This window comes from Parasphingopyxis sp., from assembly GCF_028279465.1.
In the GTDB taxonomy this organism is placed as follows: domain Bacteria; phylum Pseudomonadota; class Alphaproteobacteria; order Sphingomonadales; family Sphingomonadaceae; genus Parasphingopyxis.
In genome coordinates, this window is record NZ_JANQNS010000001.1 from 1 (window position 1) to 16,616 (window position 16,616).

Sequence of the window (16,616 nt, forward strand, 5' to 3'; positions counted from 1 at the left end):
GTGCACGGCCATCTGGTCGCCGTCGAAGTCTGCGTTGAACGCGGCGCAGACCAGCGGGTGAAGCTGGATCGCCTTGCCCTCGATCAGCACCGGCTCGAACGCCTGGATGCCGAGACGATGCAGCGTCGGCGCGCGGTTCAGCATCACGGGATGTTCGCGGATCACCTCGTCGAGAATATCCCAGACTTCTTTACGCTCTTTCTCGACCCATTTCTTGGCCTGTTTGAGCGTCATGGAGAGGCCCTTGGCGTCGAGACGGGCGTAGATGAATGGCTTGAACAGTTCGAGCGCCATCTTCTTCGGCAGGCCGCACTGGTGCAGCTTGAGTTCCGGACCCGTCACGATGACCGAGCGGCCCGAATAGTCGACGCGCTTGCCCAGCAGGTTCTGGCGGAAGCGGCCCTGCTTACCCTTGAGCATGTCGGACAGCGATTTCAGCGGGCGCTTGTTGGCGCCCGTGATCGTGCGGCCGCGGCGGCCGTTATCGAACAGCGCATCGACCGATTCCTGGAGCATGCGCTTTTCATTACGGACGATGATGTCCGGTGCGCGCAGTTCCATAAGCCTTTTCAGGCGATTGTTCCGGTTGATGACGCGGCGATAGAGATCGTTGAGGTCCGACGTCGCGAAGCGGCCGCCGTCCAGCGGCACCAGCGGGCGCAGCTCGGGCGGGATGACCGGCACGATGTCGAGGATCATCCATTCGGGGCGATTGCCCGATTCAATGAAGCTCTCGACGACCTTGAGGCGCTTGATGATCTTTTTCGGCTTCAGCGTCGATTTGGTCGTCGCCAGTTCCTCGAGCAGGTCTTCCTTTTCCCGCTCAAGATCGAGGTCCATCAGCATCATCTTGACGGCTTCCGCGCCGATCCCGGCGGAGAAGGCGTCTTCGCCATATTCGTCCTGCGCTTCGAGCAGCTCGTCCTCGGTCAGCAGCTGGAACTTCTCCAGCGCGGTCAGGCCGGGCTCGATGACGACATATTGCTCGAAATAGAGGATGCGCTCGAGCTGCTTGAGCTGCATGTCGAGCAGAAGCCCGATGCGCGAGGGCAGGGACTTCAGGAACCAGATATGCGCGACCGGCGCAGCAAGGTCGATATGGCCCATCCGCTCGCGGCGGACCTTGGAAACCGTCACCTCGACACCGCATTTCTCGCAGACGATGCCCTTATATTTCATGCGCTTATACTTGCCGCACAGGCACTCATAATCCTTGATCGGACCGAAGATGCGCGCGCAGAACAGGCCGTCGCGTTCCGGCTTGAACGTGCGGTAGTTGATCGTTTCCGGCTTCTTGATCTCGCCGAAAGACCAGCTGCGGATCTTTTCCGGCGACGCGAGGCCGATCTGGATCTCGTCGAAGGTTTCCGGCTTCTGTACCGGGTTATGGAAGTTGGTCAGTTCGTTCATGTCTGATCCTTGTCTGCCCCGGCCCGCCCGATCCGATCACCGGAGGGCAGGGGACTGATAATCGTGGTTACTCGGCGGCTTCGGAAAGTTCGTCTTCGTCATCCTCGTCGGACAGCGATTTGAGGTCCACGCTGAGGCCGAGGCTGCGCATTTCCTTGACGAGCACGTTGAAGCTCTCCGGCACGCCGGCCTCGAACGTATCATCGCCCTTGACGATCGCCTCATAGACCTTGGTCCGGCCGACGACATCGTCGGACTTCACCGTCAGCATTTCCTGCAAAGTATAGGCCGCACCATAGGCCTGGAGTGCCCAGACCTCCATCTCGCCGAAGCGCTGACCGCCGAACTGCGCCTTGCCGCCAAGCGGCTGCTGGGTAACGAGGCTGTACGGTCCGATCGAGCGGGCGTGGATCTTGTCGTCCACCAGGTGATGCAGCTTGAGCATATAAATATAGCCCACCGTCACCTTGCGGTCGAACTGGTCGCCCGTCCGGCCGTCATAGAGAACGACCTGGCCGCTCTGGTCGAGCCCGGCGAGATCGAGCATGTCGGAGACATCGCTCTCGCGCGCACCGTCGAACACCGGCGTACCCATCGGCACGCCATTGGTGAGCCGGCCCGCCATCTCGACGACGGTATCGTCGTCCAGCGCCTTGATGCTCGCATGATAAGGCTCGCCATAGGCGGTCTTCATCGCATCGCGGACCGCCGCCGGCGCCTTGCCGGCCTTGGCATCCGGGTTGGCATGCCGCCAGTCTTCCAGAGCGCCCCGGATTTGCCGGCCGAGGCCGCGCGCGGCCATGCCGAGATGGGTTTCGAAAATCTGCCCGACATTCATGCGGCTGGGCACGCCCAGTGGGTTGAGCACGATATCGACCGGCGTACCGTCTTCGAGGAACGGCATGTCTTCCTGCGGCAGAATGCGCGAAATCACGCCCTTGTTACCGTGGCGGCCGGCCATCTTGTCACCCGGCTGCAGCTTGCGCTTCACCGCGACGAAGACCTTGACCATCTTGAGTACGCCCGGCGGCAGCTCGTCGCCCCGCTCCAGCTTCTCGCGACGGTCCTCGAACTTGGCTTCGATCTTCTCGGCTGCCTCGTCATATTGCTGCTTGACGACTTCGAGCTCGCCCTGGCGCTTGTCTGTTTTCACCGCAAACTGCCACCATTCGTGCTTCTCGACCTCATCGAGCATCGCGACGGTGATCTTCGAGCCCTTGGTGACGCCCTTCGGCGTCGCGGTTGCCGTCTGACCCGTCAGCATGTCCTTGAGCCGGCCATAGGTGGCGCGGTTGAGGATCGCGCGTTCGTCGTCGGCATCCTTGCGGAGGCGTTCGATTTCCTCGCGTTCGATCGCCAGGGCACGCTCGTCCTTGTCGATGCCGTGGCGATTGAACACCCGGACTTCGACGACCGTCCCCGCGACGCCCGGCGGCAGGCGCAGCGACGTATCGCGGACATCGGACGCTTTCTCGCCGAAGATCGCACGGAGGAGCTTCTCTTCCGGCGTCATCGGGGATTCGCCCTTGGGCGTGATTTTGCCCGCAAGGATATCGCCCGGATGCACTTCGGCGCCGATATAGACGATGCCCGCCTCGTCGAGGTTGCGCAGCGCTTCCTCGCCGACATTCGGAATGTCGCGGGTAATGTCTTCCGGTCCGAGCTTGGTGTCGCGCGCCATGACTTCGAATTCCTCGATATGGATCGAGGTGAATTCGTCGTCTTTCACGATACGCTCGGAGATAAGGATCGAATCCTCATAGTTATAGCCGTTCCACGGCATGAACGCGACGAGCGTGTTCTTGCCGAGCGCCAGTTCGCCATATTCGGTCGACGGCCCGTCGGCGAGCACGTCGCCGGCTTCGACCGTCTCGCCGACCTTCACCAGCGGGCGCTGGTTGATGCAGGTATTCTGGTTCGAGCGCTGGAACTTCATCAGCGTATAGATATCGACGCCGCTTTCATTGGCATCGACCGCACCGGAGGCACGGATCACGATACGCGTCGCATCGACCTGATCGACGATGCCGCCGCGACGGGCGACAACGGCGGCGCCGGAATCCCGCGCCACGGTCGCTTCCATGCCAGTGCCGACCAGCGGCGCTTCGGCTTTCACCAGCGGCACGGCCTGGCGCTGCATGTTCGATCCCATAAGCGCGCGGTTCGCGTCATCATTCTCGAGGAACGGGATGAGCGAGGCGGCGACCGAAACGAGCTGCTTCGGCGACACGTCCATCAGCGTGATCGTATCGCGCGGTGCCATCAGGAATTCGCCGGCCTGACGCGAGGAGACGATTTCCTCGACAAAGCCGCCCTTGGCATCGAGATCGGCATTGGCCTGCGCGACCGTATGCTTCTGCTCTTCCATGGCCGAGAGATAGACGACCTCGTCGGTCACCTTGCCATTCTCGACCTTGCGGTACGGCGTTTCGATGAACCCGTATTTGTTGACGCGGCTGAACGAAGCGAGCGAGTTGATGAGGCCGATATTCGGGCCTTCGGGCGTTTCGATCGGGCAGATCCGGCCATAATGAGTCGGGTGCACGTCTCGGACTTCGAAGCCGGCGCGTTCGCGGGTAAGCCCGCCCGGACCAAGCGCCGAGACGCGGCGCTTATGGGTGACTTCGGACAGCGGGTTGGTCTGGTCCATGAACTGCGAGAGCTGCGACGAACCGAAGAATTCGCGCACGGCGGCCACGGCTGGCTTCGCGTTGATCAGGTCGTTCGGCATGACGGTTGAGACATCGACTGAGCTCATGCGTTCCTTGACCGCGCGCTCCATGCGCAAGAGGCCAACGCGATACTGGTTTTCCAGCAGTTCGCCGACCGAACGTACACGGCGATTGGCGAGGTTGTCGACATCGTCGACTTCGCCCTTGCCGTCTTTGAGGTCGACCAGTTCCTTGACTACGGCAAGGATGTCTTCCTTGCGCAGCGTTGTCAGGTCTTCCGGTGCATCGAGGTCGAGGCGCATATTGAGCTTCCAGCGGCCGACGCCCGACAGGTCGTAGCGTTCGGCGTCGAAGAACAGGCCTTCGAACAGCGCATCGGCGGTTTCGCGCGTCGGCGGTTCACCCGGGCGCATCACGCGATAGATATCGGCCAGCGCCTGGTCCGTATCCTCGGCCTTGTCGGCCTTCAGCGTGTTGCGGATCCACGGGCCGGTCGTGACATGATCGATGTCGAGCAGCACGAGCTCCTTGATTTTCGCGCCATCGAGCTTTTCGAGATTTTCTTCGGAAACCTCGTCGCCGGCCTCGATATAGATCTCGCCGGTCTTCTCGTTGATCAGGTCGAACGCGCTGTAACGGCCGAAAATCTCTTCGGTCGGGATCAGCAGGTTCTTGAGACCGTCTTTCTCGGCCTTCGTCGCCGTGCGCGGCGTGATTTTCTGCCCGGCGGCGAAGACGACTTCACCCGATTTCGCATCGACGATATCGAAGGCCGGCTTCTGGCCGCGCCAATTCTCGCTGACGAACGGGATTTCCCAGCCATCCTTGGCGCGCTTGTACGTTACCGTCTCGTAGAAATGCTGAAGGATTTCCTCGCTGGTCAGGCCAAGTGCGTGCAATAATGCCGTGACCGGCAGTTTGCGCTTCCGGTCGATGCGGACATTGACGATGTCCTTGGCGTCGAATTCGAAATCGAGCCAGGAGCCGCGATAGGGAATCACGCGCGCGGCGAAGAGAAACTTGCCCGAAGCGTGCGTTTTGCCACGGTCATGATCGAACAACACGCCCGGCGAGCGGTGCATCTGCGAAACGATGACGCGCTCGGTGCCGTTGATGAGGAAGGTGCCGTTCTCGGTCATGAGCGGCATATCGCCCATGTAAACATCCTGTTCTTTGATATCGAGGACGGAGCGGGTTTCGGTGTCGGGATCGACTTCGAAGACGATCAGGCGCAGCGTAACGCGCATCGGAGCGGCATAGGTGATGCCCCGCTGGCGGCATTCCTCGGTGTCATATTTCGGCGGTTCGAGTTCATAATGGACGAAATCGAGCTCGGCGGTGCCGGCGAAATCGCGGATCGGGAAGACCGAGCGGAGCGTTTTTTCAAGCCCCGAAACATAGTCGATCTCCGGGTTGGAGCGGAGAAACTGCTCGTAGCTGTCGCGCTGAACCTCAATGAGGTTCGGCATCTGGATCACTTCGTGAATGTCGCCGAAAATCTTGCGGATACGCTTCGTGCGGGTCTGCTGAGCCGCTTTCGCCTTGGTCGCCATGGAATATTTGCCTCGGTGTCTGCTCTAATCTCGCAGCGCGGAGACGACAAAAAGCCGCAAGACTCCCTGTCCTCGGAACCGGGGAATCTGCAGCTTTGAGCGTCTATGAAACCGAAGCCGATCCATTCTTGTGATGCGGCGCGCAAATTCGCATCATTGCTCGAACGGCAGCGGTGATAGCGAGGATATAGGAAGTGAGACTGGACGTGTCAATTTCGCGGGTGCCGGGCGCAACCGCCATTATCCGGTGAGAGGCCGCTATTGGATGATAAACGAGATCGGAATTGTTATTTCGGCGCGCGATCCTCGATAATCTGCAGGCAGCGGATCGACCCGCGTAATCCGCCGGGCAACGCGTTCGATCTCGTGATCGAGCCGCCAGTGGCCGGTCGATTGCACAAGTTCCCACTCGAGAATATCGCCTGCGCGCGCGATGACTATGCGCAGGCGGCCGACACCTTCTTCTCCGATCAACAACGAGCCTTGCGGGTAGACAAGGCGGCTTGAATAGAGCCGTGTCGAAATGCTGGTCAGCCGATTCTCGATTTCTGCCGTGCTGCGTCCTGGCGCTGGCGGTGGCGGATCGCGGCGTATGACAGGCCGTTCCGCGCCACGACCCGAGGAGAGGCGGTCACTGGCCTGCGTCCAGTTGGGCGGCGGCCTTGCATCGGGCGGTGTGGGCGGCGGCGCATCCGGGTCGCGTTCCGTGGCCACGGGCGGCTCCTCGGGCGTTTGTACGTCTTGCGGCACAGGCGGTGCTTCGAGCCGTTGCGGAGGCCCGCCTAGTGATACCACTATCCGTTCCGCCTCTTCCGTTTCTTCGCCGAGCGGCTCTTGCTGTGCGAGCGGCCAGCTCGCCAAAACCAGGATCAGCGTGGCGATGGCGAGCCCCAGCGCCCAGTGCCAATTGGCCGGAATCGGCGGCCGGGCCGGGCTGATCGCGCTGCTCCACGGGATGACGCTCATCCGCCGCCTCCGATCTCACCGCGACCTACTGTCAGCAGCACGATATATTCAGCGCCAGCCTCGCGAATCTCCTCCATGATTTCGATGATCGTCAGGGCGTCGGCGCCACCATCTGGCTTCAGCTGGATGAGGGCGCCGGGTCGCGACTCCAGCGCCGCGCGCACTGCGCCGGTCAGTTCATCACGTTCCAACGGGCGATCGTCCAGCGCGACCTCGCCATTTTCCCCGACCAGAACGACGAAATCCTGAATGTCGCCGCGTTCTTCGCTGGCCGAAGCCGGCGGCGCGACTGCAAATGGGTCTTCGGGTTCGATGGCACCGGCCAGCATGAAGAAAACGAGCAAGATGAAGACGACGTCGATCAGCGGTGTGATGTTGATGAGCTCTCGCTTGGGTCGGGCGCGTTCGAGCTTCATGGCTCAGGATTGCTCCTGTGGCCCGGTGAAACTGACCGCATAGGCGCCGGCGTCCCGCGCAAGCTGAAACACGTCGATGGCTTCCTGCATCGTAACGCCGGGTTCGGGACGGATGAGAAAGGTACGACCCGGGTCGACCGCGATCATCTCGGCCACATTGGCGGATATTTCCTCCAGGCTCGCCGGGTCACCATCATAGCTGAAGGTGCCATCGGCCTCGACGAGGATCACGATTGCGGCGGCGGTATCCTGCGTGACCTCGCGCTCCTGGGGCGTTTCGACGCCGATCAACCGGAACCGGGCAAAATTCGTCGTCAGCATGAAGAAGACGAGCAGTATGAAGACCACGTCGATCAGCGGGGTGACATTGAGCAGCGCCCCCTGATCGTGACGGTGGCGCAGCAGGTTCATGCCGGTGCCGGCTCAGGCTGTGGAGGATCGCCCGGTGCAGGCTGTTCCTCGACTGCATCGTATAGCGAGATCGTGAAAATCTGGGTCGCGGCGTCTTCCATGCGCTGGCCCTCGACATCGACCGTGCGCTGGAGCCAGGTGAAGAATACGGCTGCTGGTATCGCCACGGAGAGCCCTGCCGCGGTTGTCAGCAGCGCTTCCCAGATGCCGCCGGCCAGTACCGCCGGCTCGATGCGGTCGCCGACCGTCTCCATTTCCTGGAACGCTTCGATCATCCCGAGCACGGTGCCGAGCAGACCGAGCAGCGGTGCGATGGTGGCGATCAGGCTGAGCAAGGCGAGGCCGCGCTCCAAAGCATCGAGCTGCGCCTCGGCGACCCGGGCAGTCTCCTCGCGTACCACTTCGTTTGTCATTCTGGGATTGGCCCTGCCGCGCGCCGCGGCCGCCATTACCCGCGCGACCGGATTGCTTCGCGCTTCCAGCGCTTCGATCGCACCGGCGATATCATTCTGCTTGATCGCCTCGACCTGGTCCGCGACGAAACCGGCTCTGCCAACGCCGATACGCCAGAATTGTACGAATTTGACGAGCGTGACGCCCAGCGCGAGCACCGCCAGTATCGCAAGTATCACGATAATCGGGCCGCCGGCATCGAACAGCCTGGCAAGGGGCGAGGAAGGTGCGTCGGTTGCCGCAGCCAATGCAGGGCTGGCCACGCCGGCCAAACCCAACATGATCGACCATCTCAGAATACCGATAGCAAGTCTCCCCTGAAGAAGGACTTTGCCAGATATTCCGCGATTTACCAAGTTTCGCCACAAAAGTGTCATGCCGTTTACACAAATCGCGTCGGTAAACAGGCGAAATGCAACGCCGACCGAATGGGACTGAATCCATGGCGATGGATTTCTGTCGTCAGGAAGCCGGCTCTTCGAAAGACTCCCACGTCATGCCGGTCAGTATCCGGCTTGGCTCGTCATCCGGGCTGTCGAGCTGATCGGCAATATGGCGAATGATCCGGGATATCTTTTCGCCGCTCGGAACATGATTGGCGTGATCGAGTGCAATCGAGGCGCCGGCCAATTCCGCTTGCGCCGCCGCCTGCGCAAGCCTTTGCATATGATCGAACGGTACGACTTCGTCCGCGCGTCCATGGATCAGGAATACGGCCTCGTCCGCGCGATTAACGGCGGTCAGGCTATCATAGGGGTCAGGCACGAGTCCGCGGGCCCAGCCGGGCGCCATGTCCCGCGTCGACGTGAAGGTTCCGATCGTTATCAGCGCATCGAGCCGTTCGCGGCGGGAAAGATCGAAAGCGACCCCGCCGCCGAGACTATGCCCGATAACAATAACCGGCCGGCTTCCCGCCAATTCCTCGGCCAAAGCCAGGAACGCGTCGGCGTCATGCGCGATACCCTCTTGGGTCGGCGTGCCCGGGTTGCCGCTATAACCGCGATATTCGGCCGCCACGATGCCGAAACCGGCTTCCGCCAACGGCGCCAACCATCGCACTATGCCGCTGGCGCTCGCTGCATTGCCATGAAACAGCAATAGGACAGGCCGGTCGCGGCGCCCGGTCGCAACGATGCCCGAAAGCGTGAGACCGTCGGCCGTGTCGACCGTGATCAACTCCGTGCCGGCTGGAAGCCCTTCGAGCGTAAGCGGCGCTTGCGGCGGATGGTAGATGGCATCGCGGGCGAGGCTATCGCATCCGGCAACCGCCACCAGGGCACAGATCGCAATGGCCAACCGAAAGAACATCGCGCCCTGTTACCCGATCGATACCAGGCTGTCAGTCCAAGCGGGGTCTGGAAAGCGTTTCATCTGCCATTGTTGCGTTTGCCTTGACAGGCGGGCCGTGCTTACGCTCGTTTCCGGCCAAAGAGAGGGGTATCGGAATGACGCGTTGGTTGCGAAGCGGATTGGCCGTTTGTGCGGCGCTGCTGATGAGCATGGCGTCCACGCCTGCCACCGCTGAGCCCATCGCGCCCGCATGGATGGAGGAACCACAAGAAGCCGAAACCGCCCCGCGCGTCGTGGCCATCGGCGATGTGCATGGCGATCATGAAGCGTTTCGTGCGATCGTCGAAGCGGCGGGTCTGGTGAACGCAGACGGCGCGTGGATCGGCGGCGATGCGACCTTGCTTCAGGTCGGCGATGTGGCGAACCGCGGCCCCAATTCGATGCCCATCATCCACGATCTGATGCGGCTGCGGGACGAAGCTGCCGCCGCGGACGGCCGCGTGATCGTGCTGATCGGCAATCACGAAGCGATGAACGTGCTCGGTGATATCCGCTACGTTCATGAGAATGATTTCGCGGCTTTCCGCACCGAGGAATCGGATCGGGTGTTGCGCCGCTATTATCGTCACAATCAGGCGCGGATCGAACGCGCGTACCGGCGCCAGCAGCCGGCATTGTCCGAAGACCAGATAAGGCGGCTCTGGCTGCGCGAAACGCCGCTCGGCGCGGCGGAGTTGATCATGGCCTGGGGGCCGGAGGGCGAGATCGGCCAATGGCTGGCCGGCAATCCGGCGGTCGCGAAGATTGGCGATACGCTGTTCGTCCATGCCGGGATCAGCACGGACTATGCCGGGCTTTCCGTTGCCGATATCAATGCGCGCGTCGCGGAGGCCATCGCCGAGCGGGACGATTCCAACACCTCCATACTCAACGATCCCGATGGCCCGCTCTGGTATCGTGGTTATTTCCTGCGCGACGAGCGCGGTGAGATCGCACTCATTCCGCCCGAGGATGCGGAGCCGGAAATCGCGACCGTGCTGGCCGCCCATGACGTGTCGCGCATCGTGGTCGGCCATACGCCGTCCTTGGGCGGCATCCGGATGCTGCTAGACGGGCGGTTGATCGGGATCGATACCGGGATTTCAGACTATTATGGCGGGCCGCGGACCTATCTTGAGATTGTCGGCGATACCGTTACCGCGCATGTCGTAGGGGAAGGGGAGAGTCCGTAATGCCAATCTCGAGATTTTTCGGGGTTCTCGCGGCCCTCGGTATCGCCGTATTCGCCCAGCCTGCATCGGCGCAGCCGGCCGATCCGACACCGCTTTTCGCTTCGGATGAGATGATCCAGATTTCGATCCGCGGCGATCTGCGGCGGATCACGCGTGTCGATGAAGGCGGGCCTGCTACGCTGACGGTTCACGGTTCGGTGCCCGAGACGCACGAGATCCAGCTGTCGCCGCGTGGCGTATCGCGCCGTCACAACGGCATCTGCACCTTTCCGCCGCTGCGCGTCGAGCTCCCCGCCCGTCCGGAATCGGGACTGTTCCAGGAGCAGCGGCGGATCAAGCTCGTCACCCATTGCCAGCGGCGCAGCGCCCATCAGCAGCACGTGCTGCTCGAATATGCCGCCTACCGGCTCTACAATGCGATGACGGATCGCAGCTTCCGGGTACGGCTCGCGCAGATCGACTATTATCGCAGCGACGCGGACACGCCGACCGTTTCGCGCGTCGGTTTCTTTATCGAGGATGTCGACGATGCGGCGGAACGCAATGGGATGGTCGAGGTCGAAACGCCGAGCTTTCCCCCGTCGCAGCTCAGCCGCGCCGATATGGGGCGGATCGCGGTCTTTCAATATATGGTCGGCAATCTGGACTGGGCAGTACAGTCCGGCCCGCCCGGCGAGGATTGCTGCCACAATACGCGGCCCATCGGCATGACCGAAACGGCGACGAGCAATCTCGTCTCGCTGCCCTATGATTTCGATCAGACAGGGCTTGTGGACGCGCCCTACTCGGCCCCGCCGGCGCAAATCCGGGTCTCGAGCGTACGGACCCGCGTTTTCCGCGGCTTCTGTTTCCATAACGCCGAGACGCGCGCGGCAGCGGCCGAATTTCTTGCGGCTCGCCCGCGGCTTGAAGCCGTGCTGGCCTCGATCCCGCAATTAAGCGAGCGGCGGCGCGATCGGGCGACATCCTATCTCGCGGACTTCTTCGAGGACATTGCGACGCCCCAAGAAGTCGAGGACAATCTGATCGACGACTGCCTAACCTAACGGGAATGGGTAGATCGCAATCTGGCCCGGTTCGCCCTGCTGGCCCTCGTCCGCAATCACAAGCCGGTCCGATCCCACCACCGTAACGCCTTCGGATTGCGGGTGGTTTATCATGTTGAGCCGATGCCGGGCGACGATCCCGCCGTCCCGATCGAGTACCAGCATCGAACGTCCGCGCGCAGAAATAACGAGGATCTGCTCATAATCGGGCAGCCATTCGATGCCAGACGGCGCAAAGTCGATCCGCTCCGCGCGCAGCGCCTGCGCAAGTGGAATCTGCCGCCAGGGCGCGCCCACCGGTTCATGCGTTTCGGCGTCCCACTCATAGATGACCAGCGTTCCGCGCCGATCCCCTTCATACATATTTTTGCAGACGATCAGAAGATTGCCGGGGCGGGGCGAAAGCGACAGGCCTTCGACCTCGCAATGTTCGCCGATGCCCGTGTCATATTGGCGGTGGACGACGCGCGTCTGATCGCGGCCCGCGCGCAAGGCGCGGATCACGCCCTCGCTGTTGATAATCCAGATGCTGTCGCCATTGGCGGCAATCCCTTCGATATCGTCCTCGATCACCGGGTTGCCGAGTGCGAAGGAGCGTAGCACCTGCCCGTCCTCCAGCGATACCTCATGGATCACCGCGCTTTCGTCGTCATGCGCGAAGACGCTGTTAGGCGAAGCCACGGCAAGGCCTGAAATTTCGGCGAGCGCTTCCGGCATTGGCAGATAGCGCGCGTCATCTGTGTCCGGCGCACAGGCGGCCAGCAGGACAAAGAGGATCAGCACATATTTCATGATTCTGGCGAAGTATCGGCGGATTTGGCCGCTGCGGTATCGGTTTCGCCGGCATCGATATCAGGCGCGGTGGCCTTCTTTTTCTTCTTGCCCTTTTTCGCGGGAGCGTATTCCCCGCGGCGGCGCATATAGCGCTGCGTGCCGTCACGCGCGCCATAATCGTACATGTAAAGCACGAGGAAGCCGTAATTGAAGCCGATCGTCATCACGAAGGCGAGTTCGACCGCGCCGATGCCGGCCGCCAGACCCGTGCCGATCGAGAGGAGAATGAAGAGCGCATCGCCGGGGCTTTTGAGCGCGTTCCGGAACTGCACGCCCGCGGCAATGCCGGCCAGCGAGAAGGCGAGGGCGAGCGAATTATGGACGACGATAACGATCCCGGTCACAATCATCGGCAAGAGGATGATCGTCTGGATCAGCGACTGGTTATATTCGTCGCGCGTCCGGATCGCCATATAGGTCCAGCTGACGGGCAGGGCCGCGAGTAGCGCCGCACCGACCGCGATAATCAGCCAGACGAAACTGCCGAGCGCGCCCGTGCCCGTGGCGCCGATCTCGATCCCGTCGAATGGCCCTTCGACCGTTTGCGCGATCAGTTCCTCGACGCCGCCAATCGGGAGGTAATTGCGGATTTCGGGATTGAGCGCGAAGGCTATCAGCAACGCGAGCGCCACGCCGATATAATATTTGGTCAGCGCGTAGAAGAGCCTCGGAAACCGAATGCGCATACTAGCCCCTCACCTGTGCCCCAATGGTCATGACGGCTGCATATGCGCTCCGCCGCGCCACGAAAAGGGCGGATCAATCGCGCGGATGCCGCCCAGAAGCAATATTTATTGAAAAACAATAAATCTCTTGACGTTTATCGATAAATTCTTATTGAATATCGATATGCGAAGGAGAAAACACAATGTATGAGTCGGAAAATGCTCATGGTGAGAATGACGCGGTGCTCAAGATCGCCCGCGCCCTCATCATAATTGCGCAATGGGGTCTGATACTCGCTAGCGCCGCGCTGGTTATCATGATCCCCTGTCTATTCATCTTCTCCGGCCCGATCCTGGGGGCGGTGGGCGATCTGCTGGTGGAGCAGCCGGACATGCCGGCGATCTTCATGATGGCCGCGCTGCTCGTTATGTGCCTTGTCGTCGCGGGGCTCACCTATTTCGCGTTCAACCGGCTGCGGCGGATCGTAGAGTCGGTCAGGCAAGGCGATCCGTTCATCCCGATAAACGGCGTTCGGTTGCGCGGCATGGGGCTGGCGGTCCTCGCCATCCAGCTTTTCGGCTTTGCGGCCACGATGATCGCGACGGCGCTTGTCGCCTTGCTCGGCGAATGGAAGCCCAGCGCGGATGTGAACCTGGGCATGGAGTCCGGCATCTCGCTTTCGGGCATATTGCTCGGCCTGCTGTTGATTGTGCTGGCGCGGGTGTTCGATCGCGGGGCGGCTATGCGCGAAGACCTGGAAGGAACGGTCTGATGGCGATCACGATCAGGCTCGACGACCTGCTGCACGATCGCCGCATGACACTGACCGAATTGTCCGACCGGGTTGGGCTGACGCTGGCCAACCTGTCCATCCTCAAGACCGGCAAGGCCAAGGCGATCCGTTTTTCGACCCTGGAAGCGATCTGCCGCGAGCTTGGCTGCCAGCCGGGTGATCTCATGAGTTACGAAGGAGACAGATAATGACGCCGGACCGCATCGGCGGCCTTGCCGCCCTGTTCAACGCCGCCGCCTATCTGTTCGGTTTCGCGATATTTTTCGCCGTTCTGGACCGTAGCGGATATGAAGGGCTCGCCGGTAATCTCGCATTCGCGCTCGATAATCAGGCGGTCATGGCGCTGGCGATGGTGGCACTCTATCTCGCCTTCGGCGTGGCACTGACCATATTGGTGGTGACCTTGCACCGCTATCTGGCGCGCGGCTCCGGCACGGAATTGACGATGCAGATTGCGAGCGCGTTCGGCTTGATCTGGGCGGGGCTGGTATTGGCCAGCGGCATGACCGGGCTGGTCGGGCTGCAGACAGTCGCCTCGGTGGCAACGAACGATCCCGATGCGGCTGCGACGATCTGGTCCGCAGTCGGTATCGTCCAGTCCGCGCTGGGCGGCGGGATCGAGCTTGTCGGCGGGTTGTGGATGGTGCTGATCAGCATCGTCGGGCTGCAGACGGGCCTGCTGCCGCGCTGGCTCAACTGGCCGGGTATCGTGGTAGCGGTAGCGGGTATCGCCACATTCGTGCCGGGTCTAGGCGATCTCGCCGCGCTGTTCGGCCTCGGTCAGATCCTCTGGTTCGCCATGCTGGGCATGCTGATGCTCCGGCGTCCCGTAGCGGTGCCGCAGCACTAGCCCAGCCTGTCCGGCAGGCTGGATAAAAAGGGGGCGGCTCGGACAGGAGCCGCCCCTTTCTCGTTCGGAATATCCGAAGGGCCTATTTGAGTTCGACGGTGCCGCCGGCCTCTTCGATCTTACCCTTGATTTCTTCGGCTTCCGCCTTGTTGACGCCTTCCTTGACCGGCTTCGGCGCACCTTCGACGAGCGCCTTGGCGTCGCCGAGGCCGAGGCCGGTGATGGCGCGGACTTCCTTGATCACCTGGATCTTCTTGCCGCCGTCGCCGGTGAGAATGACGTCGAATTCGTCCTTCTCTTCAGCCGCTTCGCCACCGGCGTCGCCGCCGCCAGCCGGGCCGGCAACCGCGACAGCAGCCGCGGCCGAAACGCCCCATTTTTCTTCAAGCTTGGTCGCCAGTTCAGCGGCTTCCAGAACGGTCAGCTCGGAAAGGCTGTCCACGAGTTTATCAAGATCTGCCATTGTTAAGTCTCCAATTGGGGCGCTTCGCCCCGTCAGTTCAGTGTTGAGCTATTCGAAAATCAGGCTTCCGACGCGCCATAGGCGCCGAAAACGCGGGCCAGTTTGCTTGCCGGTGCATTTGCGAGCTGGGCGACCTTGGTCGCGGGTGCATTGAGCAGACCCACGATCTTGCCACGCAGTTCGTCGAGCGAGGGCAGGGCGGCCAGAGCCTTCACGCCGTCGAGATCGAGGACGGTTTCGCCCATCGCCCCACCAACGATTTCGAGCCGGTCATTCGCTTTCGCGAATTCGGCAACCACCTTGGTCGCCGCGACCGGATCGTCCGACCAGGCGAGCGCGGTCGGCCCGGCGAACAGATCGCTGATTGGGTCGTACTGCGTGTCCTTGATCGCAAGCTTGGCAAGCCTGTTTTTCGATACTTTGAAGCTGGCGCCGGCTTCGCGCATCTTCGTCCTCAGGTCGCTGGATTCAGCGACGGTGAGGCCGAGGTTGCGGGTCACGACGACCACGCCCGCCTCGGTGAAGGTGCGGTTCAGTTCAGCAACCGCCTCGGTCTTTTGAGCTCGATCCATATATCGCACTCCTTGTTCCAGCCGGCGGAACGTCCGCCGACCATGATGAACCGCGGAGCCGAGAAGGCCCGTTGGTTCGCTTACAATGTCCGAGGGGTCGGTTGCCCGAAGCGGCTGGCGCCGCAGCAGACCGGGAGCTCGCAATCGCACTCAAGCGCCCGTCAAAAACTTTCCCCGTCTTGGCTGGAAATTAAGCGGGCCAAATTGCCCGCACCAACTGTCTCGGACGGTATGACCGGATGCGTTGCCGCGCCCGGCCGGTTCCCGGCTCCGAAGAGCCGAGAAGCCCTTTATGCCCCGGCTTCGGCCGGGTCAACCTTCACGCCGGGGCCCATGGTCGAGCTGACGGCGATCTTTTTCACATATTTGCCTTTCGCGCCGGAAGGCTTGGCCTTCACGATGGCACCAACAAAGGCGTCGAAATTCTTCTTGAGGTCATCCTCGGAGAAGCTGGCCTTGCCGATCGTCGAGTGGACGATACCGGCCTTTTCGGCGCGGAATTCGACCTGGCCGCCCTTGGCGTCCTGAACGGCCTTCGCGACGTCCGGGGTCACCGTGCCGAGCTTCGGGTTCGGCATCAGGCCTTTCGGGCCCAGCACCTTCCCGAGACGGCCGACAACGCCCATCATGTCCGGCGTCGCAATGACGCGGTCATAGTTGAGATCGCCGCCCTGCATGGCTTCCATCAGGTCTTCGGCACCGACCGTATCGGCACCCGCTTCCTTGGCTTCCTCGGCCTTCGCATCCTTGGCGAACACGGCGACGCGAACATTCTTGCCCGTACCCGAAGGCAGCGAAACGACGCCGCGGACCATCTGGTCGGCGTGGCGCGGATCGACGGCGAGGTTCATCGCGATCTCGATCGTTTCGTCGAACTTCGAGGTCGCATTGCCCTTGACGATCTTCAGCGCTTCGTCGGATGCGTAGAGCTTGTCGCGATCGACGGTTTCGGCTTGTGCCTTCTGCTTTTTGGTCTGCTTCGCCATGAT

16 protein-coding genes and 1 pseudogene are annotated in these 16,616 nt (G+C 61.9%); 5 read left to right on the forward strand and 12 right to left on the reverse strand.

Going from position 1 to position 16,616, the window contains the following annotated elements; genetic code table 11:
- The 7 genes and pseudogenes from Q0974_RS00005 to Q0974_RS00035 all read right to left on the reverse strand — a co-directional run.
- A pseudogene (locus Q0974_RS00005) lies at window positions 1-1,410 on the reverse strand (DNA-directed RNA polymerase subunit beta'); the annotation flags it as partial.
- Between the two features lie 67 nt (window positions 1,411-1,477).
- Window positions 1,478-5,635 (reverse strand): DNA-directed RNA polymerase subunit beta, encoded by a 4,158-nt coding sequence (gene rpoB / locus Q0974_RS00010; RefSeq protein WP_299321237.1) that lies wholly within the window; start codon window positions 5,633-5,635, stop codon window positions 1,478-1,480.
- A gap of 258 nt (window positions 5,636-5,893) precedes the next feature.
- The gene (locus Q0974_RS00015) at window positions 5,894-6,601 is read right to left on the reverse strand and encodes a TonB family protein (protein ID WP_299321239.1); all 708 of its coding nucleotides are present in this window, start codon (window positions 6,599-6,601) and stop codon (window positions 5,894-5,896) included.
- Window positions 6,598-7,017 (reverse strand): biopolymer transporter ExbD, encoded by a 420-nt coding sequence (locus tag Q0974_RS00020; protein ID WP_299321240.1) that lies wholly within the window; start codon window positions 7,015-7,017, stop codon window positions 6,598-6,600. Before Q0974_RS00020 ends, Q0974_RS00015 begins: the two co-directional genes overlap by 4 nt.
- Before the next feature lie 3 nt (window positions 7,018-7,020).
- Window positions 7,021-7,428 (reverse strand): biopolymer transporter ExbD, encoded by a 408-nt coding sequence (locus Q0974_RS00025; protein WP_299321242.1) that lies wholly within the window; start codon window positions 7,426-7,428, stop codon window positions 7,021-7,023.
- Window positions 7,425-8,162 (reverse strand): MotA/TolQ/ExbB proton channel family protein, encoded by a 738-nt coding sequence (locus tag Q0974_RS00030; protein ID WP_299321243.1) that lies wholly within the window; start codon window positions 8,160-8,162, stop codon window positions 7,425-7,427. The genes Q0974_RS00025 and Q0974_RS00030 overlap by 4 nt, the downstream gene beginning before the upstream one ends.
- 181 nt (window positions 8,163-8,343) lie before the next feature.
- Window positions 8,344-9,189 carry an alpha/beta fold hydrolase gene (locus Q0974_RS00035; protein WP_299321245.1) on the reverse strand — a complete coding sequence of 282 codons (846 nt, stop codon included), beginning with the start codon at window positions 9,187-9,189 and terminating at the stop codon, window positions 8,344-8,346.
- A gap of 137 nt (window positions 9,190-9,326) precedes the next feature.
- On the opposite strand from Q0974_RS00035, the gene Q0974_RS00040 reads away from it, so the two are divergent.
- Together Q0974_RS00040 and Q0974_RS00045 are read left to right on the forward strand one after the other, a co-directional pair.
- Window positions 9,327-10,403: a metallophosphoesterase gene (locus Q0974_RS00040; RefSeq protein ID WP_299321246.1), complete on the forward strand. Its 1,077-nt coding sequence runs from the start codon at window positions 9,327-9,329 to the stop codon at window positions 10,401-10,403.
- The gene (locus Q0974_RS00045) at window positions 10,403-11,449 is read left to right on the forward strand and encodes a hypothetical protein (protein ID WP_299321248.1); all 1,047 of its coding nucleotides are present in this window, start codon (window positions 10,403-10,405) and stop codon (window positions 11,447-11,449) included. The genes Q0974_RS00040 and Q0974_RS00045 overlap by 1 nt, the downstream gene beginning before the upstream one ends.
- On the opposite strand, the gene Q0974_RS00050 is transcribed toward Q0974_RS00045, so the two are convergent.
- Together Q0974_RS00050 and Q0974_RS00055 are read right to left on the reverse strand one after the other, a co-directional pair.
- Complete coding sequence (locus Q0974_RS00050) at window positions 11,441-12,241, reverse strand: SdiA-regulated domain-containing protein (RefSeq protein ID WP_299321250.1); 801 nt, start codon at window positions 12,239-12,241, stop codon at window positions 11,441-11,443. The genes Q0974_RS00045 and Q0974_RS00050 overlap by 9 nt on opposite strands.
- Window positions 12,238-12,969 (reverse strand): hypothetical protein, encoded by a 732-nt coding sequence (locus tag Q0974_RS00055; RefSeq protein WP_299321251.1) that lies wholly within the window; start codon window positions 12,967-12,969, stop codon window positions 12,238-12,240. The genes Q0974_RS00050 and Q0974_RS00055 overlap by 4 nt, the downstream gene beginning before the upstream one ends.
- Window positions 12,970-13,151: 182 nt before the next feature.
- Here Q0974_RS00055 and Q0974_RS00060 point away from each other — a divergent pair, with 182 nt between their 5' ends.
- Genes Q0974_RS00060 through Q0974_RS00070 form a run of 3 tightly spaced genes read left to right on the forward strand, consistent with a single transcriptional unit; the run spans window position 13,152 to window position 14,592 of the window.
- On the forward strand, window positions 13,152-13,721 hold the full coding sequence (locus tag Q0974_RS00060) for a DUF2975 domain-containing protein (RefSeq protein ID WP_299321253.1): 570 nt from the start codon (window positions 13,152-13,154) through the stop codon (window positions 13,719-13,721).
- Window positions 13,721-13,930, forward strand: coding sequence for a helix-turn-helix transcriptional regulator (locus tag Q0974_RS00065; RefSeq protein WP_299321254.1), 210 nt, complete (start codon window positions 13,721-13,723; stop codon window positions 13,928-13,930). Before Q0974_RS00060 ends, Q0974_RS00065 begins: the two co-directional genes overlap by 1 nt.
- Entirely contained in the window at window positions 13,930-14,592 is a 663-nt protein-coding gene (locus Q0974_RS00070) for a hypothetical protein (protein WP_299321256.1), read from the forward strand. The genes Q0974_RS00065 and Q0974_RS00070 overlap by 1 nt, the downstream gene beginning before the upstream one ends.
- An 82-nt stretch (window positions 14,593-14,674) precedes the next feature.
- Here Q0974_RS00070 and rplL read toward each other — a convergent pair whose 3' ends face one another.
- From rplL to rplA, 3 genes are all read right to left on the reverse strand, one after another.
- Entirely contained in the window at window positions 14,675-15,055 is a 381-nt protein-coding gene (gene rplL / locus Q0974_RS00075; protein WP_299321257.1) for a 50S ribosomal protein L7/L12, read from the reverse strand.
- Between the two features lie 59 nt (window positions 15,056-15,114).
- On the reverse strand, window positions 15,115-15,627 hold the full coding sequence (gene rplJ / locus Q0974_RS00080) for a 50S ribosomal protein L10 (protein WP_299321259.1): 513 nt from the start codon (window positions 15,625-15,627) through the stop codon (window positions 15,115-15,117).
- 290 nt (window positions 15,628-15,917) lie between these two features.
- Window positions 15,918-16,613 carry a 50S ribosomal protein L1 gene (gene rplA / locus Q0974_RS00085; protein WP_299321260.1) on the reverse strand — a complete coding sequence of 232 codons (696 nt, stop codon included), beginning with the start codon at window positions 16,611-16,613 and terminating at the stop codon, window positions 15,918-15,920.
- Between the last annotated feature and the right edge of the window lie 3 nt (window positions 16,614-16,616).